The organism is Virgibacillus alimentarius (genome assembly GCF_017874635.1).
GTDB lineage: Bacteria > Bacillota > Bacilli > Bacillales > Amphibacillaceae > Virgibacillus_B > Virgibacillus_B alimentarius.
Genome location: NZ_JAGIKX010000011.1, coordinates 25,613 through 40,048, shown reverse-complemented (window position 1 = coordinate 40,048; position 14,436 = coordinate 25,613). Strand labels below are relative to the sequence as shown.

Genomic DNA, 14,436 nt, shown 5'->3' with positions numbered 1-14,436 from the left:
GCATTCTTCTAATAGGGTTATATTGCTGAAGGAGGGTTATTGAATGCCGATTTGTCAGAATTGTGGTGAAAAATGGACTTGGACACAAACGATTAAAACGATATTTAGGTTAGAATGTCCTTATTGCGCTAAAAAACAATACGAATCCGCATCATCAAGAATACGCAGTGGTATGTTTTGGCTAATCCCGTTCATATTTCTTCCTATTAATGCTGGATTCGAATTCTCAGTTGATTTGTCCCTATTAATTGCGGTCCTACTGGGTTTCGTAATACTTGGTTTATACCCATTTATTTTAAAATTATCTAATGAGGAAGAACCCTATTGGTAATTTTATCGACTTTTCCATTATCGGGCGTACGCATTGGAAAGCCAGTTGACACAATAAATGGTGTTTCAATCTAAATAGAATTCATTAGGCGTCCAAACTGAATAGAAGGGCCATTAGATGGAAAAACGCCTTGGCGTGATAACAGAATGAAATGAAAAAAAGGGGAAATGGTCAAATGACAGACGAACAAAAAAAGGGACGTCTCCATCGGATAAGATGGTGGATTATTGCCCTCGGCGTATTTTTCATTGTGCAATTAATTTTTTTTACTATTGACGGAACATCTTTGGAACCAAACTTAAATGATTCGGACAACATAGTTGGTAAGTACGCAGATTGGCTTTTAGAATCGAGACTTTTTAATGAATGGATCACTCTATATAGCTTCCCATGGTTTAACTTAGCTACAATCCTTTTTGTCATTTTTTTACTTGCAAATGCAGTAACAGATATATTTTCTATAAAGGAAATTAAACAGTGCCGAGGTTAACACAAATCTTAATTTAACCTACGACACAAAAATATGAAGGTTTATAATACAATCGGCCAGATTGTGAGGTTAGGGAAGTGATGTTATGAAATTATTCAAGTCGATGAATGAAAGAGAATCACTTCATTGGAAAAAGGGGGCTTTTTTTGGTTTTTATACTTACTTGCTGATATCAGCGGTAAATTATTTTTATTATTTAGCAACGGAAAATGTTTTATTTTCTCCCACCTTTGTTTTTTGGAGTGGTTTATTAGGTGCCTTTGTATTTGAACTAATTTTTAATCTTAAATATAAATATCGATCCGATAATTGATTTTCTTTTCGAATCTACTGGGATACATCGATTGGGTATGTCTACCTTGTCGGGAAATGTAAGAATGATGAAGGTAGCCGAAATGATTGGAATGCAGGAAGAGGCGCGAATAAGGAATGCGAGAACGATAGATGGTGAATACTTTGATGCAATTAAGATGGGAATATTACGAGAAGAATGGGAAGGGTTAAAAAGTAAATAATGGTCATTTTTCAGCTATCAATCGTTGTGCCAGAATCGGGCGAGATTGTTTAATAAATTATCGTGTGGAACTGATGAATGATGCATAAGGGTAGCCCTCGATAACTTAATAATGTATATTAAAATTAATACCACGTGGGGGTATGTCAATTGGGAAATATATATGATGTTATTATTATTGGGGCTGGTCAAGCTGGAATTGCAATGAGTTACCAATTAAAACAAAAAGGTATTAATAATTGTCTTATGATAGATGCACAAAAACGTATCGGAGACTCTTGGCGTTTCCGTTATAAATCACTTGTACTATTCACTCCAAAATCATATTCTGCTCTTCCAGGATTAGAAATGAAAGGTGATTCCAATTCTTATCCAACAAAAGATGAAATGGCTGATTATTTGGAGGGGTACGTAGCTTACTTTAATTTGCCAAACAAAATGGATACCGTCGTTACAAGCATTGAAAAGAGGAATAATTATTTTAGCGTATTTACATCGGAAGAGAAGTATCAATCAAAGAAGGTAATTGTTGCTTCAGGTGCTTTTCAAAAACCATATGTACCACACGTGATTAAAAATGAGGGTAATGTAGTATCACATATGCATTCCTCTTTATACACTGAACCAAAAGACCTTAATAATGGAACCTCATTGGTTGTAGGAGGAGGCAACTCGGGAGCGCAAATTGCGGTTGAGCTGTCGAAGGATAGAGAGGTTATCCTTGCTATATCACACAAGCTAAAATTCCTCCCTTTGGAGATATTTCGGAAAAGTATTTTTTATTGGTTAGAGAAACTTCAACTTTTGTATGCTGGTACAGATACAATTAGGGGCAGACTCTTTCAAAAAAGAAATGATCCCATCTTTGGAAAAGAGTTAAAACAAGCCATTGAAAGTCGGAAAGTAAAAATTAGACCAAGGGTAACAGAGGTTGACGGCAAAAGAGTAACTTTTTCCGGTGGTAGTTCACTTGAGGTAAGTCAGATTATTTGGGCTACTGGCTTCGTTCCATTGTATGAAATAATTCGTATTGATGGGGCGATTGATAAAAAAGGCAATCCTATACATAATCGAGGTATTAGTCCAATTAATGGATTATATTATATTGGGTTGCCTTGGCAGCATAGCCGTGGTTCTGCTCTCATTTGTGGTGTTGGAAGAGATGCTGTGTTCTTGGCAGATAAACTTTTTTGATTACAGCAATCGGGCCATTTAATCGAACAACTATGTCCCAGAATAGGATTATAGGAGATGAAAACTATTGAAGAAGATTCATATTTACCACATTACATTAACAAACGGTGAACTACTTAAGGATATTAAAATCAAGGGATCGCTTGAACGAAAACTTTCTGGTGTTGGAGTAAATTTTATCTCCGCAGAGGATGCTGACGGAAAAACAGTTACGCTTAGTAAATTTCATATCATCAAAGCAGAACTTGTTAAAATCGAGGAGTAATCACGTAACTGCAACAATAGGGCGCAGTTGTGGAACATAGGCTTTCAGGAATCAGTCTATATTGTTGAAGGTTATTCGCTTTTGGGGGAGGGGAATCAAATGAAAAAAATACACATATTCAATATTGTTTCAGGGGTAATTGTGTTATTAATTTTGGGTTCAGCGATAGCAACAGGTAGCAATTTATTACCGTATGCTTTAATAGCTTTGTTTTTTATTATTTACAAGTTCAAAACAGAATTAGAGCAATCGCCTTGTTGGGAAACATAATCATCCTTCTTTTTTCGCTAGCGACCTTATTGCCCTTCCTATTGGCTCCTTAGCTAATAAAAGATTATGCCGTAATCGGGCGCAATTGTTTATTAAATGATTACGCCGATATTGAACAAAAGGACCATTTTGCTGCATAACGCTTTAAAGAAAAAGGAGGGGTTGGATGTTAAATCGTGTCATTCAACAATTTGGATTGAATGTGTTATCAATTAATGAGGTTGAAGATTCCCATAGTTCCACAGTCTATAAATGCAATTTGCTTAACGGGGAAAATATTTTTTTAAAAATACCTTACACGAAGCTGAAGTGTCAGCGAGAGTTAAAAGCCTATGAAATCTTAAAAGAAAGAGTTTCCATTCCTAAAATGTTGGATTATTGGTCTGGTGATGAGGAGTGTCCTGGCGCATTTTTATTATCTGAATTAAAAGGACAACCGTTAACAACAGTAGCGTTTCAGGTTGGGGTCCTTCATGCCTCGATGCATCAAATTCAACCGCCTACCACGCCGAAGTTAACCGGTATACAAAATGAATTTCCGAACTGGTCTAATTTTGTTGAACGTCAATTTTATAGTTTTGCTGAGGATGTAAGAGAAGTTTTGGATGAAAATTTATACAAACAAGCCGTTGAAAAGTTTGAGAAAATGAAACTACAGCTACCTCCTTCAGATGGTCCAAGCTTTATACATATGGATTTTCGTCCAGCAAATATAATTGTTGATGAAAATAAAGTTTCAGGCATGATAGATTTTGAAAGTGTACGATTTGGTTCAACAGAAATCGACTTCACCAAACTGTACCGGGATTTTTTACGTTTCGATTTTACCTTGTATCAGTCCTATCAAGAAGGCTATAACACTATAAGGTCATTAATTGATTTGGAAGTTGTATTGCCTTTTTATCGATTTACAGATGCCTTTAATAGTATTGGCTGGTGTAAACGACGTGGAATTGAAAAAAACGCTTCATTTCTTGAAGAAAATTTATCAAGCCTAAAAAAAATGTTACTATAAACCGCAATCGGGCGGTTGTTTAACAAGTATTATCTCCAATTTTAATCAGAGAGGATGATAAGTAGTGGGTAGAAATAAATTAATGGTGTTATATCCTAACATTAATCGGAATATTTGGATTGGTAGCAATGGTTTTAGGATATACTGAACCATCTTTAATAAAAGCTGTCTTATTCATTGTCGGAATCACTTTGTTAGTTATTTCTTTGTTTAAAGAAAAAACGAAGCTAAAAAATATCTAATAAAGTTCTTTCAACAACGGGCAGATTGTCTTTTGGTTTTGCATAGATAGTGAATCGTAACTGAAGTGATATAATGGAAGAGGTGTTATTACATGGATACAGCTAAGGATCGTTTACTTAAAATTATTGTTGAAATACCTGAACAAGAAGTGGATAAAATTTTGGGTTTTGCAGAGTATTTAAAGGCTAAAAGAGATAAAAGAATGTCTGAGGATTTAACAAAAAATAGTGGGAGTAGCTTGGGTTTTTGGGATAATGACATCGATGACGAGGTTTGGAACAATGTATAAACAAGGTGATATTGTTTTAATACCAGTTCCATTCAGTGATTTAAAAACCCACAAGCAACGTCCAGTACTTATTATTTCAAATGATAGTTATAACATAATAAGACGGTGTTTAAAATGAGTATTAACCGTGAAGAACTTAAAACGGCTAATTGACTTTATTCACGAAGAGGACGGCTGAGGTATATGACTTTATTGGTTATTTAAATATGAACCGTGAAAGAAAAGCCATTGATCAAATGGATTTAGACCTTTTTTCTAAGGATAAGGAACTCATCCAGCAAGTACAGAAAAGTCGGGAAGATCGTGAAAGAGGACGTATTTATGACCAAGAGCAGGGACTAAAATATCTTCAGCATAAAATCAGGGAGTTTGAAAGTGAACAAAACTTATAATGTCTATTGGTCACAAACTGCCTTGATGAATTAAGCAATATTTTTGCATATCCACCAGAAGTTAAGGAACGGATATATTTGGATGCTTATAAGCGATTATCATATATGCCTGTTTTGACTGCAAAGCAAATACCCTATGGGACTTTAAAAGGTATTGAGTAAGACTTGGTTTATATCAAGAAATTCTAATATTTGAGGTTAATGAAGAAGCATCTGTCCTTTACCGGGGCATCGGCCTATTTTGTTGAGTCATGATTTCGAGTAAAAATGGTTGAAAGCAGAATGATTATTCATATGAATTTAATAGGTGATAGCATTGATTATGTGGAAAGATTATATAAACAGCATTTCAAAAGAATGTCAGTTTAAAGCACCTGCGACTGCAACAGCGTTGTTATCAATTAAAACTGAATTGAATATTAAATTACCTAAAAAGTTAACCGATTTATATAATGAAACAAATGGTGTATATGGTAACTATGGCATCTCTTTTATTTGGCCAACAGAACAGGTGATCAAAGAAAATATATTTTTTTGGACTATTAACGAACATAGAGATTCTATGGAGCTATTAGATACTTTTTTATTTTTTTCTGATGCTGGTAATGGTGATTTATTTGGATATTCAATAAAAAATGGAAGTATCCAGAATGAAGATATTTATGTCTGGAATCATGAAGATGATAGTCGAAGTCTAATTGCATCATCGTTAGAAGAGTTCCTCAGAGGTTGGATTATTGGGGAGATTTCTATCTAATTTTTTAATATTAAAAATGGATTAACCGAAATGACTGGCTGAGCCTATAATACGATGCGCAATTGTTTATTAAATGATTACGCCGATATTGAACAACAAGGCCATTATGTTGAAGTAATTTTATTAAAATAATACCAAGGAGTTAAAATGAAAGTTATTATAGTAAGTATTGCAGTAGTATTAATATTATTTCTTGTATTTATTGCCTTGGGAATTGCAGTAAATAAGCGAAATATGAAGAAAGATAAGTATGATCTATTAAATTATTTCAAAAAAAATAAAGATAAATTATCTATTACTCTAAAAGAGAACGGCCAAGATACCTTGGTTTTAAATTCAGAAAGGAATTTTCCATTAGCAAGTACATTGAAAATAATAATAGCGTTTAATTTCGTTAAAAGTGTAGCAAATAACAAATTTTCTATTACCGATAATGTGGAGTTAAATGAACTTGAAAAGTTTTATATTCCAAATACAGATGGAGGGGCGCATCCTAAGTGGAAAAAGTCAATTGATAATCCTACAGAAGTTTCTTTATTAGAAATCGCTAAAGGAATGATGCAATTTAGCTCTAATGCTTGTACAGATTTTTTAATTAATAAAATTGGCCCGGATATTATTAACGAGAGCATTGAAGTACTTAATCTAAATCACGATAAAATTGCTTATTTAACACCACCTATCTTAATCCCAGGATATTTATCAGATAAACGAAGTTTGGCTATAAATAAGCTAGAAGCAATGGACAAACAATCTTATCAAGAATTATCACATAAAATATTTGAGAAAATGAAAGCCAATGAAACTACAGATCTCGAAGAAAAGGCACCTAAGATGTTAAATCAGAAAATGCAACTTTTAATCACGAACAAAACGGCTTCTTCAACAACAAAACAATATGCAGATTTAATGTTTAGATTAGGAAAAGAACTTTTCACCAAAAAAGAAAAAGAATTATTTAGTGAAATTCTTATAGGAGAAAATGTTAAAGATGATGGGGATGATTATTTTTGGTATAAAGGTGGATCTACTATGTTTGTTTTAACTTCTGCCTTATATAAAGAATCTAAGGATAGCACTGTATCTGTTTCTCTATTTATTAAAGATGATACAGGCGGAGAATTGTACTGGATAAGAAATATATTTAGCGATTTTGTTAAAAGTGTTGCGACAAATATGGAGTTTAGAAAAATGGTAAAGGAAAGACTAAATTAAAATGTGCAGCAATCGGGCGATATTCTTTCATATGGATTGGCGCCTTTCAGTAATTCAGCTATTTTGTTGAAATGAGAATGACATTTTGAAGAAATATACTTAAACAAACGAGCCGCTTTGTTCAATAAGAATTTTCATTCGTTCGTTCATATTCGTAGAAAACAGTGAAACAGATGGATTACTTTATTATGTGACTCGGTGAGTCAAAATGAAAGGAGAATGTTCATGTTAAATTTAGGAAGTTTGCTACTTGGGATAATTGCTTGGGTTGTTCCCTTTTTAGCTATGAAACACCCTTCAAAAGAATGTTTTAACTTCATTATTTTTAGTTTTAGTGCTTGTATAGCATCGTTGTGTTTGCAGCTATTCGAAATTAATAATAGAGTGCAATTGGAAGATTGGTCTGCACTCATGGATACTATTGGAACGTTAATATGGGTTGCTGTTATACTTGCTGTAATAACAATCATACTTAATATAATAGCGGTAGTTATATGCACCCAAAAGGAAACAAAAATTTAGTAACCTGCTACATACATTTTGTGTTCTTCTAATCCCACTGTAAATACTCGTTGTGCCTTGTTTTTCGCTTTACTAATCAGTGTATCAGAATCCTTAAATATTTTTTCGTGTAGAATTAAAATTTTGTTTAATAAATTGGAATCGGGAAATCCTTCCATATTCACGAACTCCAAAAAGCACTCCTCCTTCTCTTTTTCCAGAAAATAACCCGATATAGGAGCATTCTTATTCGGTTCACCAATAGCAATAATTTGTGAAAATATTTTTCAATCGGGCGCTTTTCCCTAATAAGTATAGCGCCATACCTCGTATAAACCTAGATTCTAGAAAAAGAACGGAATAAATTAACTTATTGCTTTTTATGGCCGTAAACGAAACGAAGGCAAACCGCACAAATGAGGGGGTTTTCTACGTTGCAAAAGTGTGAAAGCTGCAACTCACAATTTAGCTGGAGTAAGATTTATAAATCATTCTGGTGGAGTTATAAACCAATTAAATGTGACAGTTGTGGGGCAAAAAATAATATAACAATTTCTGGTAGACTCACATTTGTTTCATTGACTATTTTACCAATGCTCATATTTGGTCAGTTCTTTTCGCCGTTTAGCAACAGTCTTTTAACCCTTGGAATATCACTTATCATATTTTTAGTTGGCTCATTATTGGTACCTTTTTTTGTTACGTACAAAGCTTCATTGTAAAGAACTTTACTCTTAAACTACGGGTGCATTAATCGAACAATTAAGTGACAGAATCGGGCCAAATTATTTAATAATATATTTAAAGGAGTAGATGACTTATGAAGATAAATTGGACATTGTTTTATTCATATCTTCTTGTATGGATAGTTGTAGGAGCAGTGATATTTGATAATATAGCTCCAATGATTATTTTTATAATTTGTGGTGGAGTATGCGGTGGTTTGATACTTGCTGTAGGAAAAAAGAAAAGAAAAGCTTGTAGTTGAATTATTAAACAATCGGGTGCTTTTCCCTAATAAGGAATAGTGCCAATATCGCCTAGAAGGACCATGTTACGGAATGAAATTATGTTAAAATTGAATCAATGATTCACTTATAGAAGATAAGGGGTGCTTTCCTATGTTTAAAAGGTTTTTGATGGTTTTTTTAACTTTAATTATAGCTGTTGGAGCGGTTTTACTGGCTGCTAAACATCCAACAGGCCCTAACACTGTTTCATATGATGAACCAGCTGGTTTGTGGATATCTATTGGAATGATCATCGTTCTTTTTTTACCGCCTCTGATTTTATCGCTATTTAGCAAACATGTTGTGCGAATAATATCTGCAGTGTATCAAACGTTTGTAGTAATTTCTTTTTTAGGAATGATACCAATCGGATTTCTTTCTCCTCATCATGTTGGGGCAAGCGTTATTGCAATTTTAGGAGCTTTCGTTAGTATAGCTAGTGTTATTGTAACCTTAAAAGTGGATTCGAATAAAAAATAAAATGTTGATTAATCGTGCGCTTTAGCAGAATAAGAAGTAGGCATTACATTTGCATGATCGATCATTTTATGTGGAATTAGGAGTGATGAAAATACCCACTTGCGAGAATTGCCATAATAAGTGGAGCTGGAAACAAACGATTAAAAAGACTTTTACATTGGATCCTGCAATGACATGTCCTTATTGCGGGAAAAAGCAATATCAAACACAAAAATCAAAAACGAAAAGTAGCTTTTTTAACGCTATCATTTTATTACCACTACTGATTAACGCTTTCTTTGATATGCCCGGAATCCTCTTATTAAGTCTATTTCCCGTTTTATTCGTTTTGATTATGTCATTTTCCCCGTTCTTTGTGGAGATAAGCAGCAGAGAAGAATATATTAACTTTTTTAAATAATAGGTTGTTAGAAAAAGGAAAGTATCAGAGAGAAGATACATGAAAGATTTCGTAAGGGGCTAAGTAGGGAAAACGATACATATCAATTGACAATGTTTTAAAAATATAGTATCTAAGAATTGGGATTAGCACTCTCGAACATTAAGTGCTAAAATGAATGATAGAAAAAAGGAGAGTTTATAAAATGGCAAAGAAAGAATTTAAAGCTGAATCCAAGCGTTTATTGGACATTATGATTAACTCAATCTACTCACAAAAAGAAGTGTTTTTGCGTGAACTTATATCTAACGCTAGTGATGCCATCGATAAAATGTATTATCAGGCGTTGACAGATGATTCGATGACGTTTCATAAAGACGATTATTACATAGAAGTGATTCCAAATAAAGAAGAGCGTACATTAACTGTAAAAGATACAGGAATTGGGATGACAGAGGAAGAACTGGAAACAAATCTTGGGGTTATCGCTAAGAGTGGCTCACTTGCATTTAGAAAAGAGAACGAAATTGAAGATGGCCATGACATTATTGGTCAGTTTGGTGTTGGTTTTTATGCAGCTTTTATGGTTGCTGATAAAGTGACAGTAAAGACCCGCTCCCTTAGCAATGAACAAGCCTATAAATGGGAATCAACGGGGGCAGATGGTTACGCGATTGAAAAGGATGACAAGGAAGATATCGGTACAGAAATTATTTTGAATCTGAAAGAAAACACGGATGATGAGGATTATGACCAATTTCTTGAAGAACACCGTCTGCAAACCATTATTAAAAAATACTCTGATTTTATTCGCTATCCGATTAAAATGACGGTGACGAAAAGCAAACCACAGGATGAAGACAGTGATGAATATGTTGAATATCAGGAAGAAGAAACTGTCAATAGTATGGTTCCCATTTGGCGAAAAAATAAAGAGGAACTGACAGATGAAGATTACGAGAATTTTTATAAGGAAAAACACTATGGCTTTGACAAACCGCTAAAATATATCCATACGAAAGTGGATGGAACGATCCGTTATAACGCCATTTTATATATTCCTGAAAATGCACCTTTTGATTATTACTCACCAGAATATGAAAAAGGGCTTGAACTGTATTCCAATGGCATTTTAATTATGGAAAAAAGTCCGGAACTCCTTCCAGACTACTTCAGCTTTGTTAAAGGAATGGTAGATTCTGAGGATTTATCGTTGAATATTTCCCGCGAAATGTTGCAGCACGATCGTCAGTTGAAACTGATCGAAAAAAATATTACGAAAAAAATTAAGCAGGAACTTAAGAAGCTCCTTCGCAATGAACGTGAAACATATGAAAAATTTTATGATGCTTTCGGTCGTCAGTTGAAATTTGGTGTGTATAACAATTTTGGGGCAAATAAAGAAACGTTAAAAGATTTACTCTTATTTTATTCGTCAACAGAGAAAAAACTTGTTTCCTTACATGAATATGTTGCAAGAATGCCAGAAGAGCAGAAATACATTTATTATGCTGCAGGGGAATCCAACGAGCGGATTGAAAAATTACCACAAACTGAACTTGTTGCTGATAAAGGGTATGAGATTTTATATTTCACGGATGAAGTTGATGAATTTGCCATCAAAATGCTGAATGAGTACGAAGGGAAGGAATTCCGCTCCGTTTCCAGTGGCGATTTAGGGATCGATACAGAAGAAGAAAATCAAAAGGCGAAAGAAGAAGAAAACGAGCATCAGGACATGTTTGTAAAAATGAAAGAGATTCTTTCTGGTAAAGTTTCTGACGTTAAAGTATCAAAACGGTTAAAGTCCCATCCTGTCTGCCTTTCTACGGAAGGTGAGATTTCTTTAGAAATGGAAAAAGTCATTAACGCTATGCCGAACAATCAGCAAATTCAAGCGGATAAAGTGCTTGAAATGAATATCGACCACGACGTGTATCATTCATTAAAAGCAGCTTTTGATAAAGACGAAGAAACATTCAAGCTTTATACGAACCTACTATATAATCAGGCGTTATTAATTGAGGGTCTTCCAGTAAATGATCCAGTTGAATTTACAAATGATATCTGTAAAGTAATGATTTAACAAATACAGAAAATAACTATTATAAAGGGTGTACATCAGACTAAGATTTATGCCCTTTAGGATGAAAGCTGAAAATATTACATTTAGCCGACTGGCTCTCAAAAGTATAGCAGGTGCATGGCGGTTTTCTAAAGAAGATAACACGATTGATCATTGATCGTCTGTTATCTTCTTTTCCGCTTTGAAATAATATCAGTAGCACGCAAACGAAACCCATTTTTTCTAATCCAATTTTCATCTTCTTCACATTGGGATTTAACTTGGCGGCTTTAAGATAAAAGTAATTAAAGCAAAGGGGAGAAAAAAATGAAAACATTCGTACTTACAACAGCAAGCGCACTACTTCTAATAAGCGGAGGTATTGGCTACGCGGCTCACGCAAATTCAGACACACCACCTGTATCAGAGAACAGCACTTCAATGAATTACCAAAAATATCAAATTGACGCAGAAAACGTTGACGATCTCCTTGAATACGACACACTTGATGATGTAGTTGACGCTGATGACTTCCATGCTCAAATTGTGGAAAACAACAATCACAAACGTGTGATTCTATTAAAAGATGATAACGGTCAGCTACAATTCAAAAGCATCTACGTTAAAGATACAAATAGACTGAAAATCATTAACCTGCACGAAGGCCTTGTATATAACGAAATCCTCCCATAAATATTTTCTCCCTGATAATGAACAATCATTGTCGTTTACAGGGGTGTCACGAAACATTACGAAAAATAAAGAGATAAATTAAATATGGAAAGTTCGTATGGAAGCCACCTCCTATGAAGGGTGGCTTTTAAAATATTGAAATTTAACAAAGGAGAGATTATGGCTGAGATGCTAGACAATGTGTTGATTGAAGGGTTTGATCGAGAACAGTTTCAGGATGAAGATGTATGTACAATAGATAGGTAGAAAATAATCAAAATTCTTTCAACGGTTCTTTTATTTAGTGTAAAATGCGGGGTAGTCCAGGAGTTACATGAGATTAAGGAAAACTTTAAGAAACAAGAAAAATTTAATTAAGCTTTGTTACAGAAATTAGATGAAATCATTGGTTGGTTTACTTTCTTATTTACAGAAATAGTTTTCGATGCATTTATAAAAATATTTGCACAAAATGCCTTGTCAATCTGATACAATAAACCAATAGTCTAATTAGGGGTGATGTGATGAAAGCTATTCTAATCGGCATATTAGCTGCACTGTTTTTTTCAGTAACATTTATTTTAAACCGTTCTATGGAGCTGGAGGGCGGAAGCTGGATATGGAGTGCATCACTCCGCTTTATGTTTATGCTGCCGATACTGTTCCTCGTTGTTGGCTGGCAGCATAATGTCACACCGGTAATGAAGCATATAAAAGATAATCCGGTCGCATGGATGGTATGGAGTACAATCGGTTTTGGAATGTTTTATGCGCCGCTTACCTTTGCGACAATTTACGGACCGGGATGGCTTGTGGCTGCAACCTTTCAGATAACGATTATAGCAGGGTCTTTACTTGTGCCATTTTTGAGTAAAGGTAAAAAACAGCGCATTCCGATACAAAGTATTTTCATATCACTGATTATTCTTTCCGGCGTATTTATTATGCAACTTGAGCATGCATCCTCGGTTCCGGTCATTTATGTCATTCTATGTGTTATTCCATTAATTATTTCTGCATTCGCCTACCCGCTTGGGAACCGGAAAATGATGAAGGTGGTGAATGGGGAATTAAATACATTTCAGCGGCTCCTCGGCATGACCATTGCCTCGATGCCGTTCTGGTTCATCCTTTCGATTTATGGCCTGGCCGCTCACGGCGCACCAAGTACAAGCCAGGTATGGCAGACATTCATTGTAGCCGTTTTCTCTGGGATTATCGCCACGGTCTTGTTTTTCTATGCGACCGAGCTTGTTCGTCATGATAACCAGAAATTAGCCGGTGTGGAAGCAACCCAATCAGGCGAGGTCGTTTTCGCGCTAGTTGGTGAATTGTTATTTCTAAGTGCAGGTATACCGAGCATCCTTTCTTTTGTCGGGATGGGACTCGTTATCATTGGGATGATTCTGCATAGTGTCGTTTCCGCTTTGGGGAACCGGAAAAAGATGATGATTACGCGGAAAGTGTCCGGGGAAAAGTAAGTTGCTGTTAACAGGAAGATCGTTCAAACTTTGAAGAAGTAATTTCCTATGTTGAGGGAGGAAATTGAAGCTGAACATGGCGGAATAACTTGGAAAATGTGTATCGGTGAGAATTTACAAAGCAATGTTTTAGGAAAGGATCATTTACAATTGCAAGAATATGCTAATAAGCAAGCCTTAATGAGCAGTAAAATGAAACAGGGTGATGTTTGGTTGACAGATGTTCTTTTTAAAAGGAACACGTCAAACTAAACAGCACCCTGTTATTATTGTGGGAATGAGTTAGCCCTGGATGTAGATGTCATTATTGCACCAGTTACTAGCCAGAAACCAAGAAATCAATTTGACGTTGTTCTGGAGTATTGGAAAGAAGCCAGATTGTTGAAGCTATTGTATAGGGTTAATAGATGGTGACACATCTTCAGTCATTTGGGACACATTTTCCTTAATTCTTATTATTATATTTTTGTTTCTCTGTCTCAGAAAGGTCAGTTTCTTCTCCAAGTTCAGTACTGTAATTTAGATTTCTGGTATCAATGGAATTATTACTTCTAACGTTTTCTTCATTCATAGGACGAAACAATAGGGTTAAGCAAAATAACCCACTTAAACCGACAAGTGCATAGACAATCCTTGCCAGTCCAGCTTCTTGCCCACCGAAAAGAGTGGCAACTAAATCAAATTGAAAAAATCCAATCAGTCCCCAGTTAATGGCGCCTATAATCACCAACCCAAGTGCTATTCGTTTTAATGTTTCCACGCCTGAATCACCTCCATTTTTGCTTGTTTTTCTGACATATTTATCTTTCCCTAAGATATTTTCGCTATACGGTGAAAGCTGTCATAATTACATAAAAGATTGTAATAATAAGG

The 14,436-nt window shown here is 34.8% G+C and carries 23 protein-coding genes and 1 pseudogene; 22 read left to right on the top strand and 2 right to left on the bottom strand.

The features are described 5' to 3' along the window. Positions 1 to 43 precede the first annotated feature (43 nt). The 14 genes and pseudogenes from J2Z81_RS07900 to J2Z81_RS07835 all read left to right on the top strand — a co-directional run bounded on the left by J2Z81_RS07900 (position 44) and on the right by J2Z81_RS07835 (position 7,497). Positions 44 to 331 (top strand): TIGR04104 family putative zinc finger protein, encoded by a 288-nt coding sequence (locus J2Z81_RS07900; RefSeq protein ID WP_029270891.1) that lies wholly within the window; start codon positions 44 to 46, stop codon positions 329 to 331. A gap of 175 nt (positions 332 to 506) precedes the next feature. After that, complete coding sequence (locus J2Z81_RS07895) at positions 507 to 821, top strand: YfzA family protein (protein WP_226371078.1); 315 nt, start codon at positions 507 to 509, stop codon at positions 819 to 821. 85 nt (positions 822 to 906) lie between these two features. Beyond that, the gene (locus J2Z81_RS07890) at positions 907 to 1,134 is read left to right on the top strand and encodes a hypothetical protein (protein WP_029270894.1); all 228 of its coding nucleotides are present in this window, start codon (positions 907 to 909) and stop codon (positions 1,132 to 1,134) included. Further along, a pseudogene (locus J2Z81_RS07885) lies at positions 1,130 to 1,336 on the top strand (GNAT family N-acetyltransferase); the annotation flags it as partial. The gene J2Z81_RS07890 and the pseudogene J2Z81_RS07885, both read left to right, overlap by 5 nt. Before the next feature lie 158 nt (positions 1,337 to 1,494). Continuing rightward, the gene (locus J2Z81_RS07880; protein ID WP_029270896.1) at positions 1,495 to 2,529 is read left to right on the top strand and encodes a flavin-containing monooxygenase; all 1,035 of its coding nucleotides are present in this window, start codon (positions 1,495 to 1,497) and stop codon (positions 2,527 to 2,529) included. Between the two features lie 67 nt (positions 2,530 to 2,596). Next, a complete protein-coding gene (locus J2Z81_RS07875; RefSeq protein ID WP_029270898.1) occupies positions 2,597 to 2,794 on the top strand; it encodes a hypothetical protein in 198 nt (65 codons plus the stop codon). Positions 2,795 to 2,893: 99 nt separating this feature from the next. Beyond that, positions 2,894 to 3,064: a hypothetical protein gene (locus J2Z81_RS07870; RefSeq protein ID WP_156947745.1), complete on the top strand. Its 171-nt coding sequence runs from the start codon at positions 2,894 to 2,896 to the stop codon at positions 3,062 to 3,064. Between the two features lie 166 nt (positions 3,065 to 3,230). After that, positions 3,231 to 4,079 (top strand): aminoglycoside phosphotransferase family protein, encoded by an 849-nt coding sequence (locus J2Z81_RS07865; RefSeq protein WP_226371077.1) that lies wholly within the window; start codon positions 3,231 to 3,233, stop codon positions 4,077 to 4,079. Between the two features lie 334 nt (positions 4,080 to 4,413). Further along, positions 4,414 to 4,611 carry a DUF2281 domain-containing protein gene (locus tag J2Z81_RS07860; protein WP_226371076.1) on the top strand — a complete coding sequence of 66 codons (198 nt, stop codon included), beginning with the start codon at positions 4,414 to 4,416 and terminating at the stop codon, positions 4,609 to 4,611. Continuing rightward, on the top strand, positions 4,577 to 4,729 hold the full coding sequence (locus J2Z81_RS07855) for a type II toxin-antitoxin system PemK/MazF family toxin (protein WP_319023827.1): 153 nt from the start codon (positions 4,577 to 4,579) through the stop codon (positions 4,727 to 4,729). Before J2Z81_RS07860 ends, J2Z81_RS07855 begins: the two co-directional genes overlap by 35 nt. 88 nt (positions 4,730 to 4,817) lie before the next feature. Further along, entirely contained in the window at positions 4,818 to 5,003 is a 186-nt protein-coding gene (locus J2Z81_RS07850) for a hypothetical protein (protein WP_226981283.1), read from the top strand. Between the two features lie 322 nt (positions 5,004 to 5,325). Then, a complete protein-coding gene (locus J2Z81_RS07845; RefSeq protein ID WP_029270904.1) occupies positions 5,326 to 5,760 on the top strand; it encodes an SMI1/KNR4 family protein in 435 nt (144 codons plus the stop codon). Positions 5,761 to 5,907: 147 nt separating this feature from the next. Next, positions 5,908 to 6,975 carry a serine hydrolase gene (locus J2Z81_RS07840; protein WP_226371075.1) on the top strand — a complete coding sequence of 356 codons (1,068 nt, stop codon included), beginning with the start codon at positions 5,908 to 5,910 and terminating at the stop codon, positions 6,973 to 6,975. A 225-nt stretch (positions 6,976 to 7,200) separates the two neighbouring features. Continuing rightward, a complete protein-coding gene (locus tag J2Z81_RS07835) occupies positions 7,201 to 7,497 on the top strand; it encodes a hypothetical protein (protein ID WP_226371074.1) in 297 nt (98 codons plus the stop codon). Here J2Z81_RS07835 and J2Z81_RS07830 read toward each other — a convergent pair. After that, positions 7,494 to 7,670, bottom strand: a complete 177-nt coding sequence (locus J2Z81_RS07830; protein ID WP_226371073.1) for a hypothetical protein — start codon at positions 7,668 to 7,670, stop codon at positions 7,494 to 7,496. The genes J2Z81_RS07835 and J2Z81_RS07830 overlap by 4 nt on opposite strands. 222 nt (positions 7,671 to 7,892) lie before the next feature. Here J2Z81_RS07830 and J2Z81_RS16200 point away from each other — a divergent pair, with 222 nt between their 5' ends. The 8 genes from J2Z81_RS16200 to J2Z81_RS07790 all read left to right on the top strand — a co-directional run bounded on the left by J2Z81_RS16200 (position 7,893) and on the right by J2Z81_RS07790 (position 13,815). Beyond that, positions 7,893 to 8,198, top strand: coding sequence for a TIGR04104 family putative zinc finger protein (locus tag J2Z81_RS16200; protein WP_226981282.1), 306 nt, complete (start codon positions 7,893 to 7,895; stop codon positions 8,196 to 8,198). A 98-nt stretch (positions 8,199 to 8,296) separates the two neighbouring features. Further along, positions 8,297 to 8,464 (top strand): hypothetical protein, encoded by a 168-nt coding sequence (locus J2Z81_RS07820; protein ID WP_156947713.1) that lies wholly within the window; start codon positions 8,297 to 8,299, stop codon positions 8,462 to 8,464. A gap of 133 nt (positions 8,465 to 8,597) precedes the next feature. Next, positions 8,598 to 8,966: a hypothetical protein gene (locus J2Z81_RS07815; protein WP_226371071.1), complete on the top strand. Its 369-nt coding sequence runs from the start codon at positions 8,598 to 8,600 to the stop codon at positions 8,964 to 8,966. A gap of 85 nt (positions 8,967 to 9,051) precedes the next feature. Continuing rightward, the gene (locus J2Z81_RS07810) at positions 9,052 to 9,366 is read left to right on the top strand and encodes a TIGR04104 family putative zinc finger protein (protein WP_226981288.1); all 315 of its coding nucleotides are present in this window, start codon (positions 9,052 to 9,054) and stop codon (positions 9,364 to 9,366) included. 184 nt (positions 9,367 to 9,550) lie between these two features. Continuing rightward, positions 9,551 to 11,431: a molecular chaperone HtpG gene (htpG, locus tag J2Z81_RS07805; RefSeq protein WP_226371070.1), complete on the top strand. Its 1,881-nt coding sequence runs from the start codon at positions 9,551 to 9,553 to the stop codon at positions 11,429 to 11,431. A gap of 306 nt (positions 11,432 to 11,737) precedes the next feature. Continuing rightward, positions 11,738 to 12,103: a hypothetical protein gene (locus tag J2Z81_RS07800; protein WP_226371069.1), complete on the top strand. Its 366-nt coding sequence runs from the start codon at positions 11,738 to 11,740 to the stop codon at positions 12,101 to 12,103. 503 nt (positions 12,104 to 12,606) lie between these two features. Next, positions 12,607 to 13,563 carry a DMT family transporter gene (locus tag J2Z81_RS07795; RefSeq protein ID WP_226371068.1) on the top strand — a complete coding sequence of 319 codons (957 nt, stop codon included), beginning with the start codon at positions 12,607 to 12,609 and terminating at the stop codon, positions 13,561 to 13,563. A gap of 48 nt (positions 13,564 to 13,611) precedes the next feature. After that, complete coding sequence (locus tag J2Z81_RS07790; protein WP_226371067.1) at positions 13,612 to 13,815, top strand: hypothetical protein; 204 nt, start codon at positions 13,612 to 13,614, stop codon at positions 13,813 to 13,815. A 193-nt stretch (positions 13,816 to 14,008) separates the two neighbouring features. Here the strand turns inward: J2Z81_RS07790 and J2Z81_RS07785 are convergent, their stop codons facing one another. Beyond that, a complete protein-coding gene (locus tag J2Z81_RS07785; protein WP_029268649.1) occupies positions 14,009 to 14,323 on the bottom strand; it encodes a DUF378 domain-containing protein in 315 nt (104 codons plus the stop codon). Between the last annotated feature and the right edge of the window lie 113 nt (positions 14,324 to 14,436).